General features: G+C 41.2%; 17 protein-coding genes, 1 tRNA gene and 1 pseudogene. 10 read left to right on the top strand and 9 right to left on the bottom strand.

From position 1 onward, the window contains the following. The first annotated feature begins 26 nt into the window (after nt 1-26). The gene (locus B5D63_RS34650) at nt 27-1,016 is read left to right on the top strand and encodes an NADP-dependent oxidoreductase (protein WP_159455997.1); all 990 of its coding nucleotides are present in this window, start codon (nt 27-29) and stop codon (nt 1,014-1,016) included. 143 nt (nt 1,017-1,159) lie between these two features. After that, a tRNA-Pro gene (locus tag B5D63_RS12375) sits at nt 1,160-1,234 on the top strand. A gap of 730 nt (nt 1,235-1,964) precedes the next feature. Here the strand turns inward: B5D63_RS12375 and B5D63_RS35750 are convergent. Continuing rightward, nucleotides 1,965-2,747 (bottom strand): annotated as a pseudogene (locus tag B5D63_RS35750) (recombinase family protein); the annotation flags it as partial. 44 nt (nt 2,748-2,791) lie between these two features. Next, the gene (locus B5D63_RS35285) at nt 2,792-2,944 is read right to left on the bottom strand and encodes a hypothetical protein (protein WP_200816995.1); all 153 of its coding nucleotides are present in this window, start codon (nt 2,942-2,944) and stop codon (nt 2,792-2,794) included. 251 nt (nt 2,945-3,195) lie between these two features. Here B5D63_RS35285 and B5D63_RS12365 point away from each other — a divergent pair, with 251 nt between their 5' ends. From B5D63_RS12365 to B5D63_RS12355, 4 genes are all read left to right on the top strand, one after another. Next, entirely contained in the window at nt 3,196-3,912 is a 717-nt protein-coding gene (locus B5D63_RS12365) for a hypothetical protein (protein WP_078669108.1), read from the top strand. Nucleotides 3,913-3,955: 43 nt separating this feature from the next. Then, on the top strand, nt 3,956-4,276 hold the full coding sequence (locus tag B5D63_RS34645) for a DUF6660 family protein (RefSeq protein WP_143312886.1): 321 nt from the start codon (nt 3,956-3,958) through the stop codon (nt 4,274-4,276). Nucleotides 4,277-4,352: 76 nt separating this feature from the next. After that, the gene (locus B5D63_RS12360) at nt 4,353-6,521 is read left to right on the top strand and encodes a TonB-dependent receptor (protein WP_078670297.1); all 2,169 of its coding nucleotides are present in this window, start codon (nt 4,353-4,355) and stop codon (nt 6,519-6,521) included. Between the two features lie 4 nt (nt 6,522-6,525). Further along, complete coding sequence (locus tag B5D63_RS12355; protein WP_078669107.1) at nt 6,526-7,314, top strand: cation efflux transmembrane domain-containing protein; 789 nt, start codon at nt 6,526-6,528, stop codon at nt 7,312-7,314. A 139-nt stretch (nt 7,315-7,453) separates the two neighbouring features. Here the strand turns inward: B5D63_RS12355 and B5D63_RS12350 are convergent, their stop codons facing one another. Both B5D63_RS12350 and B5D63_RS12345 read right to left on the bottom strand, forming a co-directional pair. Beyond that, on the bottom strand, nt 7,454-8,131 hold the full coding sequence (locus tag B5D63_RS12350; RefSeq protein WP_078669106.1) for a hypothetical protein: 678 nt from the start codon (nt 8,129-8,131) through the stop codon (nt 7,454-7,456). A gap of 11 nt (nt 8,132-8,142) precedes the next feature. Next, a complete protein-coding gene (locus B5D63_RS12345) occupies nt 8,143-8,625 on the bottom strand; it encodes a hypothetical protein (RefSeq protein WP_078669105.1) in 483 nt (160 codons plus the stop codon). Nucleotides 8,626-8,793: 168 nt separating this feature from the next. On the opposite strand from B5D63_RS12345, the gene B5D63_RS12340 reads away from it, so the two are divergent. The 4 genes from B5D63_RS12340 to B5D63_RS35660 all read left to right on the top strand — a co-directional run bounded on the left by B5D63_RS12340 (nt 8,794) and on the right by B5D63_RS35660 (nt 10,566). Further along, nucleotides 8,794-9,231 carry a helix-turn-helix transcriptional regulator gene (locus B5D63_RS12340; RefSeq protein ID WP_078669104.1) on the top strand — a complete coding sequence of 146 codons (438 nt, stop codon included), beginning with the start codon at nt 8,794-8,796 and terminating at the stop codon, nt 9,229-9,231. A gap of 123 nt (nt 9,232-9,354) precedes the next feature. After that, nucleotides 9,355-9,735 carry an ArsR/SmtB family transcription factor gene (locus B5D63_RS12335; protein ID WP_078669103.1) on the top strand — a complete coding sequence of 127 codons (381 nt, stop codon included), beginning with the start codon at nt 9,355-9,357 and terminating at the stop codon, nt 9,733-9,735. Continuing rightward, nucleotides 9,732-10,346: a mercuric transport protein MerTP gene (gene merTP, locus B5D63_RS12330; protein WP_078669102.1), complete on the top strand. Its 615-nt coding sequence runs from the start codon at nt 9,732-9,734 to the stop codon at nt 10,344-10,346. The genes B5D63_RS12335 and merTP overlap by 4 nt, the downstream gene beginning before the upstream one ends. Nucleotides 10,347-10,350: 4 nt before the next feature. Continuing rightward, entirely contained in the window at nt 10,351-10,566 is a 216-nt protein-coding gene (locus tag B5D63_RS35660; protein ID WP_078669101.1) for a GDCCVxC domain-containing (seleno)protein, read from the top strand. A gap of 34 nt (nt 10,567-10,600) precedes the next feature. Here B5D63_RS35660 and B5D63_RS12320 read toward each other — a convergent pair whose 3' ends face one another. The 5 genes from B5D63_RS12320 to B5D63_RS12300 all read right to left on the bottom strand — a co-directional run bounded on the left by B5D63_RS12320 (nt 10,601) and on the right by B5D63_RS12300 (nt 15,259). Next, nucleotides 10,601-11,152: a hypothetical protein gene (locus B5D63_RS12320; protein ID WP_078669100.1), complete on the bottom strand. Its 552-nt coding sequence runs from the start codon at nt 11,150-11,152 to the stop codon at nt 10,601-10,603. Between the two features lie 25 nt (nt 11,153-11,177). Then, a complete protein-coding gene (locus B5D63_RS12315) occupies nt 11,178-12,218 on the bottom strand; it encodes a relaxase/mobilization nuclease domain-containing protein (protein ID WP_078669099.1) in 1,041 nt (346 codons plus the stop codon). Continuing rightward, nucleotides 12,215-12,778 (bottom strand): plasmid mobilization protein, encoded by a 564-nt coding sequence (locus B5D63_RS12310; RefSeq protein ID WP_235021523.1) that lies wholly within the window; start codon nt 12,776-12,778, stop codon nt 12,215-12,217. Before B5D63_RS12310 ends, B5D63_RS12315 begins: the two co-directional genes overlap by 4 nt. Next, a complete protein-coding gene (locus B5D63_RS12305) occupies nt 12,718-13,659 on the bottom strand; it encodes a toprim domain-containing protein (RefSeq protein WP_078669098.1) in 942 nt (313 codons plus the stop codon). The genes B5D63_RS12310 and B5D63_RS12305 overlap by 61 nt, the downstream gene beginning before the upstream one ends. Nucleotides 13,660-13,909: 250 nt before the next feature. Then, entirely contained in the window at nt 13,910-15,259 is a 1,350-nt protein-coding gene (locus tag B5D63_RS12300; RefSeq protein WP_078669097.1) for an aminotransferase family protein, read from the bottom strand. Nucleotides 15,260-15,274: the final 15 nt, after the last annotated feature.

Here is a 15,274-nt window from a genome sequence, read left to right as displayed (position 1 = left end):
TTGTGCGTATTAAAAAATGCCGCAAAATGAAAGCTATAGTATTAGAAAAACTCGACCCTGCCGCTCCGTTGGCTGTCACCGAAGCAGCCGTTCCCGATATTGCCGCCGATGAGGTACTGGTAAAAACTCATGCGCTGGCCATCAACCCGGTGGACATAAAAACGCTGGAGGATTATACCATCGTGCGTGACGGCGAAACGATACGCGGTAGCGCTGCCAGTCTGCTGGATGGCGTGTCGCCTATTATTTTGGGCTGGGATATTGCCGGCGTGGTGACCGCCGTCGGCACCGACGTTACCAAGTTCAAAGCTGGTGATGCTGTATTTGGGATGGTGCGTTTCCCCGGGCATGGCAAGGCTTACGCCGAATATGTGGCTGCTCCGGCCGCTCACCTGGCGGCGAAGCCTGCGCACATCAGCTTCGATGCCGCCGCCGGCGCCACGCTGGCAGCCGTTACCGCCTGGCAATGCCTCACACGGCATTACAGCGTAAAAGCAGGCGACCGTGTCCTCATCACCGCGCCTACTGGTGGTGTAGGTCACTATGCCGTGCAGATGGCCAAACACCTGGGCGCTTATGTCATCGCGCTGACCAGCGGAGGCAACACGGCGCTCGCAACAGAACTGGGGGCCAACGAGGTACTGGACTATGCCACCTTCGATGCAGCCACCGCAGCACCCCTGCAGCTGGACTTTGTCCTGGATGCCGGTGGCCGCAACGACGCTACTTGGTTTGCCCGTCACCTGAAGCCCGGTGCGCCGCTGTTTTACCTGCCTTCCGGCCTGACCAAAGTGCAGCAACAGCGTTATGCGGCACAGGGACTCAATGCCGCTTTTAAAATGGTGACCAGTGAAGAAAGCGCTATCGAAGACATCGCTCGGCTGTTGCACGACGGCAGTATCGTCACAAAAATCGCCGGCGTGTACCCGTTCACCGAGATGAAAGCCGCCTTCGCCGCCCAGCATAAAGGGACCGCGCAGGGGAAAATTATCATCCGGATGCCGGCGTCCGCCTAAAAATTATTTGCTGAAGATGCCCTGCTGACGGGTATCTTCAGCAAATCATCAGATTTTTGTTTGGAAAGTGTTTGAATATCGTTGTAATATCCCTACCTTTGCACTCCACTAATCAGGAAAATAGTCCTGAAAAGTGGAATCTTCGGGGCGTAGCGTAGCCCGGTTATCGCGCCTGCTTTGGGAGCAGGAGGTCGCAAGTTCGAATCTTGCCGCCCCGACAAGACAGGACAAATGGGAATTATTCTCGTTTGTCCTGTTTTTATTTTGGCCAAAATCCTTGTCCAGCGCGTATATGAGGCGCACCGCTTCATTGATGCGTGTAGTTCGAAGTGAAAATCCGTCAAAACTCAATTTTTCGGGATACATCGAACTAATTACTTCCCGTTTCTTCTCAATATCCCCTTTTTCATACACATAATCCAGCTTTAAAAGGTTGTCCAGCCCTTTGTCTAGCAAATCGCTAATATTTACTTGGTTGTGGTTACTGCTGCTTAGCTTTGCTTCCAGTTTTTCCAACTTACCGCTATACTCCGTTTTCATTTCCCGGAAGTCCGCAGGTTCTATTTGTTTGGAAGAAAGTAAATCCCTGATATAGGACAGCTTTTCTTCCTGTTCCCGTATTTGTGCCAGTAGTTGCTTGCGGTCGTCTTGGAGATGATTGGTTTGGTCGTACCATGCTTCAGATATTGTTATTTTATACAGGTCTACCATTTCAGGGCGTGGAATATACTTTTTGAGTTCATACACAAACAAGTCGTTTATATTATCAGCTCTAAAGCGGCAAGTACAGCCATCAAAACAATGGTAGTAGGAATAGTATTTTGTATGACCTTTAGATGCACTTCCTGTTAGCAATTTGCTGCATTGGGGGCAGATAAGGAAGCCACGTAAAGGTAAGGTGGCATTTGACATTACTTTGAGGCGGTAATGCCTTTTTCTGCCATCCAATACATCCTGCACCTGATAATATAATGCTTCTGAAATAATAGGTTCATGCTGACTTTTTACAAAGCGGGCTTCTTCGTCTTTGTACTTGGCAATAAAAATTTTTCCACAATAAACAGGGTTACGGATAGCAAACCAGAAAAGGCTTTTAGTGCCTTTAAATCCCTTTTCTTTAGCCATCTTAAAAACCTGTTCCGTATTAAATACACCTTCGGCAATTTGTTCAAACGCCCAACGTATAATTCCCGCTTGCGGCTCTTTGGGTTCTATATACTTTCTGCCGGCTTCATTTGTTTTGTTCACATATCCGATTGGGGCTAAACCCATATAACGCCCCTCTTTCCTAGCCCTACGCATACCATGAATAACATTTAACGCCCGCCGGTCATTCTCTACTTCAGGAGCCGCTAAGTAAAATGCCAGCATCATTTTATTTTCCGGTATGGATAAATCAAGCGGCTGTTCTATGGCCTGGGGTTCTACGCCTAATTTGCGAAGGGTGTTAATCATTTGGTAAGCATCCCCAGCATTACGGCTAAACCTATCCCATTTAAGAAATAACACCAGATCAGCTTTGCCTTTATGTTTCTTTAGTTCTAACAAGTATTTTTTCCATTCAGGCCGGTTAAAGGTTTTGGCTGAATGATCTTCAAAAATCACTTTGCGAACGGAAATACTATTGATGTCGCAGTATCTGCGTAAAAGTTCTTCCTGGCTACGCTGTGAATAGCCTTTATCCGCTTGTTCGTCGGTGCTTACCCGAATATACAAATCAGCTATTTTCATTTCTTCTAAATATTGGGTTATCAAAAAAGTTAATTCTGCAGTAATTACTGTTTGCGCTGTCTATCCAGATGTTGAGCCACTATAATATTAGCCAATTTACGTAGAAATTCAAGTATAAATGTTGCCTGCTCTACCGTTACTTCAACTCCCTTTTGTTTTAGCATTTCCACCGCTTTTTCCGGCTTTATTTTCTCCATTTGCACCTCCCGCTTTAATCAAATTCACAAAATCCCTGTGCAAGGGAATACCTTTCCGAATGCTAATATAAGAAATATGTTTTGTTAGTTTATGTTTTACCTAAACTTTTTTATAACTTGTACCAAATTTTACTGAACTTTACCTGTATTGATACGATTTGATATGTTTTGATACAATTTTCACTGTAAAACAATGCCTACGAAATGATTGTTACACATTTTGTATACAAACGAATACTAAAAAGATTAAAATGACTAAAACCTACAAGGTTAGCTATAAAACATATTTCAATGACCGGCTTAAACAAGTGTTCTTTCACGGAAAACTTACCTATCCGCTGTATGTGCAGGTAACGTTTGATAGAAAGACTATCTTTTTTAAAAGCTATTACTTTGAACTGTTTTCAAAACCTCGGTATTTTTTATCTGTAGCGGGATTGAGTGGCGGGCCTTCTATTGAGGATATTATAAAAAAGGAGAATATTTTAATCGATTTCATTATTGACAAAAACCTTCCGGATTTTTCTTTAGACCTATTTAAAAAGGAATATGCCTATTACAGCAAAGACCTATGTGATGTAACAGAAGAAGGATTTATCGATTATATGTATGTTTTCTTTCAGGATAAGGGAATGCCCAACCTTGCTACCACTGTGCAGCAAGGCAGCCGGTTCCGTATTGTTTATGACGTGGTGCGGGATATGAAAAGGGCATTTAATAAGCCATTATATGATGAGTTAGTAGAAAATTCATTTTACTATGCTCCGCCTTATTTACCCTTGTATGGCTTCATGCAGCAAACAAAGAAGTGGCCTATGCTAAGCCTTACAGTAATGGAATGGGAAGATGAAAAAACAAAAGATCAATTCGCGGACTATGTGCAGAAATATTATCCCAATATAGCTTTAGCTGAAATAACGGAGCAAGTAAATAAATGGCTCGATCATTTAAGGAAAGAGGCTAAATAATGGTTTATTGACAATAAACGGTGAGAATTGTATATTTGCACCCATGAAATGGTTTGTTTATCTATTTTCACTCTATATACTGGTGTTGTCCGGCGTTCCCTGTAATGGGGATGATGACTACTGTATAGATGAAATTAGCGTAACATCTGCACCCGCAGAACAAAACAGTGATGCAGGCCACAAACCAGCTTGTCCTTGTTCTCCTTTCTTTGCCTGTGGCACTTGTCATGGTGTTGTAGTGCCAAATATTAATGTTGAGTTCCCCCAAATTTTACAGCCTGTTGCAAAGCTGCAATATTTCTATACTGAGCAGTCATTGCTAGACTTTCCGCCCTCTATCTGGCAACCTCCCCAAACTGCCTAAGATCCTCCATTATTGAAATTAATAATACTACTTCGTAGTATTATTGTACTATTCTATCATATATTTTATATTCAAAATGAGAAAAGTTTTAGGCTTAATGCTATTGCTTGGCATGGGTAACCTGTGCATAGCTCAAAATATACTGACTGCCATTATAAAAGATGCCGATTCCAAAGGACCGCTGGCAGGCGCTACTGTGTTATTAATCGGAACTACTAAAGGAGCTACGGCAGATGAAAAGGGCGTAGTTAATTTTTCCGGTATTCCTAATGGTAAGCAGGTGTTTTCCTTCCGCTTTGTCGGCTACGAAGAACATACCGAAACCTTAACTTTTCCTCGTTCTAATGATACTTTGACAGTATTTTTAGAAGCAGCGGGTGAAGGTTTGAATGAAGTGGTAATATCATCAACCCGCAGCACCAGGACAATACAGAACATTCCTAGCCGTGTGGAATTTATAGGGGGTGAAGAACTGGAAGAAAAAGGCAACATGAAGCCGGGGGATATACGTATGATGCTGAATGAAAGTACCGGCATTCAAACGCAGCAGGTATCGGCAACCTCTGCAAATTCAAGTATCCGTATTCAGGGGCTTGATGGGCGCTACACTCAAATATTGAAAGATGGATTTCCCATGTACGCAGGGTTTTCTGGTGGACTTGGCCTTCTCCAAACACCACCGCTGGATTTAAAGCAGGTCGAGGTAATAAAGGGCGCTTCTTCTACTTTGTACGGTGGAGGAGCCATTGCCGGGTTAGTTAACCTTATATCCAAAGTACCAACAGAAGAAAGAGAGCTACGATTTTTGGTCAATGGCACTTCAGCCGGTGGGTTAGACGTTAACGGCTTTTATGGTCAAAAATTTGAAAGAGTTGGCTTAACTATATTTGCATCACGCAACAGTAATAAGCCTTATGACCCTTCCAATACAGGCTTTACTGCTATTCCAAAAACCGAACGATACGTATTTAATCCTAAATTGTTCGTCTATTTCAGCCCAAAAACAAAAATGAACATTGGGGTAAATACAACCTTTGAAGATCGTACTGGCGGGGATATTCAGTACATCAAAGGGAAAGGTGACAGCACACATAGCTATTTTGAAAAGAACAAAAGCAGGCGGCTTTCCACGCAGTTCTCGCTGGAACATCAGTTTAACGAAAACAGTAGCCTGACTGTTAAAAATTCTGTCAATAACTTTAATAGAACTATTGCAATACCCGATTATACATTTGATGGGAAACAATGGTCTACCTATTCAGAAATCACCTACAATCAAAACCGTGAAAAGGCAGATTGGGTGGCCGGTTTGAACGCTTATACAGATAATTTCAAGGAATACCCCAAAGATAGCTTTCCGAAAAGGAACTACGATCAAAACACCATTGGCGGGTTCATTCAAAACACCTGGAAGGCTACCGACTGGCTGCAAATGGAAACTGGGATTCGGGGTGATTATGTGATAGATTACGGTTTTGTATTTTTGCCGCGGGTTTCGGCGCTCTTTAAAATATCTCCTAAGTTTACCTCCCGCTTGGGTGGGGGATTTGGCTATAAAACACCTACTATCTTTACAGAAGAAACAGAGCGAATACAATTCCAGTCTGTACTTCCGATCAATCCTGATGCTAACAAGCTGGAAAAATCTTACGGTGCCAACTTTGACGTGAATTATCGTACCTCGCTGTTTGACAAAGTAAGCATTAGTATTAACCAACTTTTCTTCTATACTCGCATCAATAACCCATTGTTGATGGAGAATGCCTCGGGAAACCTTTACCAGCTTGTAAATGCAGATGGTTATGTTGATACAAAAGGATGGGAAACCAATGTCAAATTAGGATATGGGGATTTCAAATTGTTTATAGGGTATACTTTTACAGATGCTTGGTTGAATGAGGGTGGAAAGAAAAGGCCCAACCCGCTAACAGCAAAGCATCGCCTTAATAATGTGCTGATGTATGAAATTGAAGATAAATGGAAAATAGGACTGGAAGCGTATTATTACAGTAAGCAGCCTCTCAATGATGGTGCTACTGGTAAATCTTACTGGACCTGCGGATTTATGGCAGAAAAGATATGGGAAAGGTTTTCTTTGTTTGTGAATTTTGAAAACTTTACCGATACACGGCAAACAAGATTTGATAGTATTTACACGGGTACGGTTACTCATCCTACGTTCAGGGATATTTACGCCCCGCTGGATGGTTTTGTAGTAAATGGGGGGCTGAAACTAAAGTTATAAGTTTATGCAAAAATCGACATTTCATATAAAGAAAATGGACTGTTCAGCGGAAGAACAGCTAATTCGCATGAAGCTGGAGGGCATTGCCGGTATCAAGCAGCTAGTCTTTGATTTGCCTAACAGAAAATTGGAAATACTGCACACCGGCGAAGTACAGCCTATAACAGCAGCCATCCATGAACTAAATCTTAATGATAACTATATTTCCTCAGAACAAGCCGACGGCCATACATACGCTTCTTCAGAAAGAAATGAACGTAAGCTATTGATCTATGTACTTATCATCAATGCGTTTTTCTTCATCCTAGAAATAGTAACAGGCTTTATTTCCCATTCGATGGGCTTGGTAGCGGATAGTCTGGATATGCTGGCAGATGCTCTTGTATACAGTCTTAGTCTGTTTGCAGTAGGAGGAACGATTATGCGGAAAAAGAAGATCGCTAAAGTAAGTGGATACTTCCAGTTAGCTCTGGCCTTGTTCGGCTTTTCAGAAGTGGTAAGACGGTTTATGGGATTTGGAGAAATGCCGGTTTTTAGTACTATGATCTATATTTCTTTCTTTGCTCTTATTGGAAATACTCTATCGTTGGTAATATTACGAAAAGCTAAAAGTGATGAGGCCCACATAAAGGCAAGTTGGATTTTTACTTCAAATGACGTTATTATAAACATCGGGGTAATGCTGGCGGGTGCTTTGGTGTATTTTACATCATCCAGATTGCCTGATTTGATTATAGGAACCATTGTATTTGGTATTGTGATACAGGGTGCATTCAGGATATTGAAATTATAAACGTAAAAGTAATAATGGGCGTATAAACGCTAAATGGAATACACATTGAAAATGCCTGTCACGGCCATTTCAAATTTACACAAAGGGAACGGCTGAAATTTCAGCCGTTCCCTTTGTGTGTAACCCCTTCTAGTACTTATCATTCGTCTTTTCTCGAACTCGCTTCACTAATTACTTTATCATAAAATGATTGACGATACTCCCGAACATCAATAAGGTGGCCCGCTTCGATCAATTTTTCAAGATATTTTCTTATGCCTAACATATCAAAATCTAACGTTTCATCAAAGAATGTTCTACGAGATAGGCCCATAGAAAACAATTCACGGAGCAATTCTCTCCATTCCCCTAACGTGAGAAAGGAAAAGAATTTTCCTAAAACCAGATAAGGGTTTAGAAACTCTTTATAGGTAAGGCTTCTAGGGAATGCATCCCATACCTCCCGGTGGGCTACAGGCTCACCCTTACTCTGTCTAATCCACGCACAAAACAAACGGGGATTCATCAGGTCAATTTCTTCCTCATCCTCCTTTTGTATTATGACCGCTTTTCGCCCCTTGTTGTCTAATTGTTCGACCAAAAATGCAGCTTCAATTAATGATTCCGTTCTTTCATAAAAAAATTGCAATCCGGAGGGTGATAGCTTTCCCGGTTTTTCCATACTGGCCGAAGCTAACCACCTATTCAATATTTGCCTTGCTCGTGGCATATCATGTGCCGAATAATATTCGTGTATAACCTCGAAGGGATCACGTATTTCCTCGGAAGTAAGGCGCAAGGGAAGGTTATCCCATGCACGGGGAGAAGTAAAATACATAGCTGGATGATTTATAGGTTTGAAATACTGGTTTGTGGCTTCATGCAACCGGGAAAAGCAGTAAGGATGCGGCCCCCGCTATCCGTTAAGACAGTTAAAAGGCTGGTGGGTAGCTGATTAAAGTCATGACCTATTATACTGCCTGTATCTATAACCCTTTTTAGATAAGTGGCGCCAATGACAGGTGTAAATGGCTCTGTATTGGCATCCCGGAGTAAGGACAAAATTTCAACTACTGGAATAGTGAACTTGCTAACATTCGGGTGTCGTGGGATTTTATAGTAATGCCGTTCCATGATATGTGCCAGCGCGTTAACAGTAATGTAGTAAGACTTGCGGAACAGCTTCTTTCTGTCCTTCATCGGCACACGCAGCATAGCGCCATTTACTAGCTCATTTAGCCAACTATGTGTATCACTCAATAGAAAAATCAGTTTTAGCCATTCGTCTTCATCAAATGGGGGGCTTAAATGTATTTTGTCCGTTTCTTCCATGACTTAACTTTTTGAAGGTTATAAACATGGATACAAGTTCTTTTATAATGAAATGGTATTCAATTTGATACAGGGATTATTTATCGGGATATTGGAGATGTTTTAGCCGGTATTTAATTCTATCTTTGAGGATATTTAAGTAGTCGAAAAATTGATTATATTTGTTTTATGACTTATACAGATATGAGTAACAAAGTTCATGAAGGCCATAATATTAAGCGATTCCGCGAAATGCTAGGAATTAAACAGGACGCTTTGGCGTTTGAACTAGGTGAGGACTGGAATCAAAAGAAAATTTCCTTACTGGAGAGCAAGGAAACAGTAGATCCTGAAATACTTGAACAAGTGGCAAAGGCTCTAAAAGTTCCTGCTGAGGCTATCAAGAATTTTGATGAAGAAACGGCTATCCATAATATTCAGAATAACTATGAAGGCTCCGTAATACACGGCGGCCCAACAGTTAACTATAAATGCACGATCAACCCTATGGACAAATGGCTGGAGGCTATGGATGAGAATAAAAAACTATATGAGCGCCTGTTGCAGACGGAGCGAGAAAAGGTTGAAATGCTTGAGAAGCTACTAAGCGAGAAGAAGGGCAAATAACATGATTTAAAAATAATATATAAGGCCACTGCATTAAGCGGTGGCTTTTTTATGCCCATTTCATTATTTAAGCATTTGCTTAAATAATGAAACTATTATTATCTTTGGGTTAAAGGAATAATTATGGAAGGGAAAAATGTTTGCATTCGTGAACTAGCGGACCCGGTACAGATAAATGATTGCAGGAAAAAAGTGGCTGCAAATGAAAAGTCGTTTACACAACTATCCGCCATCTTATCATTGGCTGGTAATGATGTACGGTTGAAAATCCTTTACCTGCTGGAAGAAGAAAAGGAGCTTTGCCCCTGTGATCTTAGCGATATTCTTGGAATGAGTATCCCGGCCATTTCGCAACATTTACGAAAGATGAAGGACGGGGATATTGTCGGTTCACGCAAGGTAGGACAAACCATTCTCTATTCCCTAAGAACGGAACATTTGAAGTTACTACGCCCGTTCTTTAAAATCATCAATCAAGTGAACTTAAAAACAGAAACAGTATGAGTAACGAGAAAAATGGTAAGGTGCTGCTTGGTTCAGGGCTTTTACTGGCGGTAACATCATCCCTTTGCTGTATAGTGCCACTGTTAGCAATAGTAGGCGGAACAGGGGGCGCAGTTGCTACGTTTAGCTGGGCAGCACCTTTGCGACCTTATTTGCTGGGCGCAACTGTATTGATTCTAGGGTTCGCCTTTTATCAAGCATATAAGCCACGGCAAAAAGATGCGTGTGGCTGCCCTGGTGAAGAAAAGAAAAGTGGGTTACAATCCAAAACGTTTCTTTGGGTAATTACTGTAATGTCCGTTTTACTCTCAACCTTTCCCTACTATGCAAAGTATTTTCAACCCCAACAATCCGGACCGCAGATAATAGTTAATAATTCTGCTGGTGCTGAACAGGCTGTACTTCACATACAGGGTATGAGCTGTGAAGCCTGTGAAGGGCATGTAAACAATGCTCTGCTACAAAAGAAAGGTGTACGGAAAGTTAATACTTTTTATGGCAAAGGCATATCAATAGTAGAGTTTGATAGTACCCAAATATCCCTGAAACAATTGGCCGCTACAGTGGAAACTGAAACGGGGTATCAAGTAACGCAATCTGAAAATAAATAATACAATGACGACCACAACTGTTCAATTGAAATCAGTTATTACCTGTCCACATTGTGGACATAAAAAGGAAGAAACAATGCCTACAGACGCTTGTCAATACTTTTATGAGTGTGAAAGCTGCCACCAGCGCCTTAAACCCAAAGCGGGCGACTGTTGTGTATATTGCAGCTATGGGACCGTAAAATGTCCACCGGTTCAACAAGGCACTTGTTCGTGTTGAAATTAATTTCAATAATAAAATGAAAATGGATAGGCTATTCTGGCCGCCCGCTTTTATTGTAGGCACTATCCATTAAACGTTTTATCCCCTTTCCCTGTTGGGAGTAAAGAGTATTCCACGCCTTTTTTATCCTGTTATTTTCTAATTGTTGCAGTTTTATTTCCTTCCGATTTTCGCTCCAATGGATACTAAATTTGTATAAATTGGTAAGGAGCAGCATTACTACCAGCCATAGGAACCAGCGGCCAAAAACAACCCTATAAAACAGTTTTGCATCCTGTTCCGGAAAAAGCAATAGCTGGAATTTTCGTGTCACATTTTTAGGTTGCGCGGCAACCGTCAATTTCATATCTATAATGCCTTTTTTCACAATTTCCTGCATTGGCTTGGTATCCGTTAAAATGTCTATTTCCTTCAGCTTTCCCAGTTTTTCTTCAAATTCGATAAACTTTCCGGATAAACCGTTGACGGCTTTAACCAGGTCGTCAACGGTTTTTGTATGTAACTTTTGTTCGTCCGTAAATTCTTCCAGTACCAGTTCTAAACTGTCTTTTTCAATATCTCCTGTTTTCTTTGTGGTATCCATAAAATTGTAATTTTCTGATTAATGATTAAATCCGGTGGGATTTCTGTTTCCTCTTTCTTCGCTTGATGCCCTCTTCGGTCAGCTCATAAGGCAAATAGTTAGATGTGTCTACAGGCTGTAGAAGCTGTTCTAAAAGACTACTCAATTCCTTTATTACAGGACCAATGGGTGAATGTTCAATATGTGCCGCCCGCTGCGTTTCACGGAGCATCCTTTGAGCGGGGGATAAAGTTTGTTGATTTGTAGTATCATGTTGGATGGCTGCTTCATATCTCTTTTGTTCAGCCTGTTTAGTCACCAGTTCTTGTTTCAGGGTTAAAACTCTTTCTATTTTTGCCAGCGAAAAACCTACCTCACTACCTTTTACTTTTACCTTCTTATCATCAATAAAGGAAATTCCCCGGCCTTTAATCAACTTGTACCCTAAAGCCTGCATCCGCTGCTCAAATTCAGAATAGTTACGGACCTTCTTTAGGGTTTGCCAAATATCTGTTTTCAGTTTTTCCTTTCGCTGATCCTGCCGGGGTAATAACCTGTCTTTAGGTGATAAAAAGGCGCGTGGGCTTAATACTTCCTGTAGCTTGTACTGCTTTTCCAGTCTGCGGCAAAGTGCGGCCATTCTTTTATAACTATTGCTGTCACTGGCTACCTTACCGTTAAAACCAACCCGGTTAGCGGCAATATGGATATGCTGTTCATTGGTATCTTTATGTAACACGCAGATATATTGGTTATCCGATACGCCAAATTCTTTTGCACATTCCCGGCCAATTTCCATTAGTTTGTCTTTGGAAAGGCTTTCACCTGGAGCCAGCCGGAGCGACAAATGAAGTACCGGTTTTTCTACCCGTTTACTCAATTTCCGAACGTCTTTAAAATCTTTTGTCAACTCGTATTTGTCTCCGAAGCATTTGTTATAATATAATACTTCTGCCCTGTCCTTGTGCTGCAAGTGGTCCTTTAGGGAAAGTTGTAGCTTCTGTTCTTCAGATAATCCCTGTTTATCTTCCAGACAATAACTGATACAGTGGAAAAAAGACGCTCCTGTAGATACATGCCCAATCATTGGAAATAGCTTTTAATTTTTGACGCTAATGTTTTTAATTCCCCGGATTGTACTTTCAGATTGGCACGTTCAAGCGGGCTTAATTCTTCCATGCCGTTTCGCTTTTTGGCGATCTGGTTAAGGTTTGCAGCCGTATGATTAAGTGTGCCGGTTAGTTCCAAAACTTCTTTTGGTAATGCTTTTTCCCGCCTGTCAATTTTTCCGGTCATGCTTATTTCCCGTAGGTATTCAGAAACCGAAAGGTTAACACTTTTCGCCCTTCCTTCTATAATACGTCTTTCATAAAGGCTACATTTAACGGCTAATAATTGGTCTTTTTTTACCGCTTTCTTGGGGCGGCCTCCCTTGTTCTTGGTTTGTGCATTCTGCTGCTCCATATCAACCTTCTCTTTTATTTTTTGAATGCGATAGCATGAAAAAAATTTCTCACCGAATGCGATAGCATGAGGTGAGCCAGTAGTTTTGGTTTTACCAAAACATAGCTGGCTACCTAAGCGAGTCAAAGCCGCCTCCCTATCCGCTGGCTTTCTTTTTGGCTGTGGTGATGATGAATAAGCCAATCGTTTAAATCCTTTCTGCCGTGGTAAAAATCGCTCCGGTCTATGTACTTATTTCCATCCCATTGCAAGGCTTTTCGGGTGTGATTCATACCGGCTGTATCTCTGTCTAAAATCAAATGTACCTGCTTGTATTGCTCCATTAGTTGACGGCTTTTTTCAAAGAAGGAAAGGGAATTTAAAACCAGACAATTTGTCAATGGGGCCTGCTGGTTTCTGTTGATGGTGCAAAAAGATAAGAAGCTAAAGAAGCCCTCAAAAACGACAATCTGTTCTGTGCGGTTGTCTACAAATGTTATGTCCTTTGGGGAACTGCTGCCCTTAAAATTTTCGTTCCGCAGTTCATATCCCCCGGCGTTGTTTTGAAAACCGATAACGGAATGTTTCTTCCCATACAAAAGAAAATCTACCTCTTTACAAAAATGGCTGGCAATTTCCACCGGGATACATCTTTTTTGCAGGTAGTCCAGCAGGGATTGTTCTTTAAGCGGGCGGGCGTCCAGAATAACAATTTTGCTGTCGGGGGTATCTTTCTTTTCACCAGCAAAAGAAGCGGGGGCCGGATGCTGACTGCCCAAAGTGGTAGGCGGGTGAAAAGAAAAAGCCGGGGCGGGTTGTCGCTGCGATAAGCGTTGTAACAGGTCGGCAACACTACAATTAAAATAAAGTGTTCCAAAGTCTACCAGATTGCCGCCCTTCCCGGTTCCATGATCATACCAGACGTTTAACTGCCGGTTTACTTTGAAGGATGGTGTTTTTTCATCCCGCAATGGGGAGAGATACCAATAGTCGTGGTTTCTTACTTTTTGGGGTTGGTGACCCAATGAGGCTAAATAATCTACAAGATCAATTTGTTTTGCCTCTGCACACATTAAATTTTTCATACACACGTTTTCAGGTTCACGTTAATTATGCACAACAAAAAATGGCTTACAAGCAATTGGCTATCAAATAGCTATGCTCGCAAGCCGTCTTAAATCCATTAAAAATAAGTTCGAAATTTGTACAGGGAGGGCGACAAAAAGGATGGTAAAACATTTCAAAGGCTTATAAAATGCATATTTTATAAGCCTTTTTTATATCATTTTGATGCAAAACACACCAGGTGGTTGGCGAACTAAGATCCGGCCTGAATCAGGTATTTAATATTTCATCCTGTAGCTTTTTTATACACGACTCCAAAACATCAACAATTGTGTCACATTGAGAATTATTTATTATCAAGGGGGGGCATATTAGTAAATGATCTCCGGAAAAACCATCGCAAGAACCTTTTCCGGGATATAATATAACCCCGGCGTTCATGGTTAACTCACCAATTCGCTTACTAATGTTCATTTCAGAAGGAAAAGGTTCCTTTGTTTTTTTGTCTTTTACAAATTCAACTCCTATTAGTAGCCCCTCACCTCTGATATCACCTACAATTTCAAGATTATAAAGCCGGTTTAATTTTTCTTTTAAATAATTGCCCTGATTATTGGCATTCTCAATTAATTTGTGTTTTTCCATGTACTCAATAACAAAATGCCCAACAGCGGCACCCATAGGATTGCATGCATAAGTATGACCTCCTAAAAAAAAACTATTTTGAGCTACAAAAGGCTCCATTACTTGTTTTGATGCAATGACCGCTGATAAAGGAAAATAACCTCCACTAATTCCTTTTCCAGTTGCAATAATGTCTGGAATTACCCCAGATTTATTTATTCCAAAACGGGCTCCGGTTCTCCCAAATCCCGTTAATACTTCGTCGGAAATAAATAAAATTCCATACTTCTTGCATAAACTATGCATTCGTTCAAGATAACCAGATGGGGCTGGAGCAGCACCCATGGCAGCTGCAACAACAGGTTCTACAACAAATGCCGAAAATGAATATGGATCTTCATCCAGTAAAGTTTGCTCAAACTCAGCTAAAAGATTATTAACATATGTTTCTTCACTTATTTCTGCTGGTTTTCTGTAAAGATTGGCAGCTGAAATATGAGGAAAATGGTTCATCCAATTATTATACATTTTTTTTCTCAACGGCATACCACCTATGTCCAACATGAAAATGGAATTTCCGTGATAAGAAATGTTTCTGGAAATTATTTTATGGCGCCGCTTGTCCCCTCTGATCTGGTGATATTGCAGTGCCAGTTTAACTGCATTCTCGACGGCTTCTGTTCCGCTGGTTACCGTCCATACCTTTTCGAAGCCAGCAGGGGCAAAATCAACAAGTACATCTAAATAATCCTGAACCACTCTAGCGCTAAATACATGTGTAGGAAGAATGCTGACTCTCGAAGCTTGCTCCCTCATGATGTCTGCGATCTCAGTAATTCCATGACCTATATTTGAAACGGCCGCAGCGCCGCTGGAACCATCTATATATTTTTTTCCAGATTCATCATAAAGGTATATACCTTCCCCATATGAAATTAAAGGATATCCTTTGGAATAATCAGGACATACTACCGATGAGCGAATTAGTGATTTCAAGGCATTTATTTTATT

The organism is Chitinophaga eiseniae, from assembly GCF_900167135.1.
Lineage (GTDB): Bacteria > Bacteroidota > Bacteroidia > Chitinophagales > Chitinophagaceae > Chitinophaga > Chitinophaga eiseniae.
This window is presented reverse-complemented; position numbering and strand designations above follow the sequence as displayed.

What these genes read in the sequence shown, in the direction of transcription:
- B5D63_RS34650 (WP_159455997.1), top strand. Translation starts at nt 27, where the DNA reads ATGAAAGCTATAGTATTAGAAAAACTCGACCCTGCCGCTCCGTTGGCT.
- B5D63_RS35285 (WP_200816995.1), bottom strand. Translation starts at nt 2,944, where the DNA reads ATGGAGAAAATAAAGCCGGAAAAAGCGGTGGAAATGCTAAAACAAAAG.
- B5D63_RS12365 (WP_078669108.1), top strand. Translation starts at nt 3,196, where the DNA reads ATGACTAAAACCTACAAGGTTAGCTATAAAACATATTTCAATGACCGG.
- B5D63_RS34645 (WP_143312886.1), top strand. Translation starts at nt 3,956, where the DNA reads ATGAAATGGTTTGTTTATCTATTTTCACTCTATATACTGGTGTTGTCC.
- B5D63_RS12360 (WP_078670297.1), top strand. Translation starts at nt 4,353, where the DNA reads ATGAGAAAAGTTTTAGGCTTAATGCTATTGCTTGGCATGGGTAACCTG.
- B5D63_RS12355 (WP_078669107.1), top strand. Translation starts at nt 6,526, where the DNA reads ATGCAAAAATCGACATTTCATATAAAGAAAATGGACTGTTCAGCGGAA.
- B5D63_RS12350 (WP_078669106.1), bottom strand. Translation starts at nt 8,131, where the DNA reads ATGTATTTTACTTCTCCCCGTGCATGGGATAACCTTCCCTTGCGCCTT.
- B5D63_RS12345 (WP_078669105.1), bottom strand. Translation starts at nt 8,625, where the DNA reads ATGGAAGAAACGGACAAAATACATTTAAGCCCCCCATTTGATGAAGAC.
- B5D63_RS12340 (WP_078669104.1), top strand. Translation starts at nt 8,794, where the DNA reads ATGACTTATACAGATATGAGTAACAAAGTTCATGAAGGCCATAATATT.
- B5D63_RS12335 (WP_078669103.1), top strand. Translation starts at nt 9,355, where the DNA reads ATGGAAGGGAAAAATGTTTGCATTCGTGAACTAGCGGACCCGGTACAG.
- merTP (WP_078669102.1), top strand. Translation starts at nt 9,732, where the DNA reads ATGAGTAACGAGAAAAATGGTAAGGTGCTGCTTGGTTCAGGGCTTTTA.
- B5D63_RS35660 (WP_078669101.1), top strand. Translation starts at nt 10,351, where the DNA reads ATGACGACCACAACTGTTCAATTGAAATCAGTTATTACCTGTCCACAT.
- B5D63_RS12320 (WP_078669100.1), bottom strand. Translation starts at nt 11,152, where the DNA reads ATGGATACCACAAAGAAAACAGGAGATATTGAAAAAGACAGTTTAGAA.
- B5D63_RS12315 (WP_078669099.1), bottom strand. Translation starts at nt 12,218, where the DNA reads ATGATTGGGCATGTATCTACAGGAGCGTCTTTTTTCCACTGTATCAGT.
- B5D63_RS12305 (WP_078669098.1), bottom strand. Translation starts at nt 13,659, where the DNA reads ATGAAAAATTTAATGTGTGCAGAGGCAAAACAAATTGATCTTGTAGAT.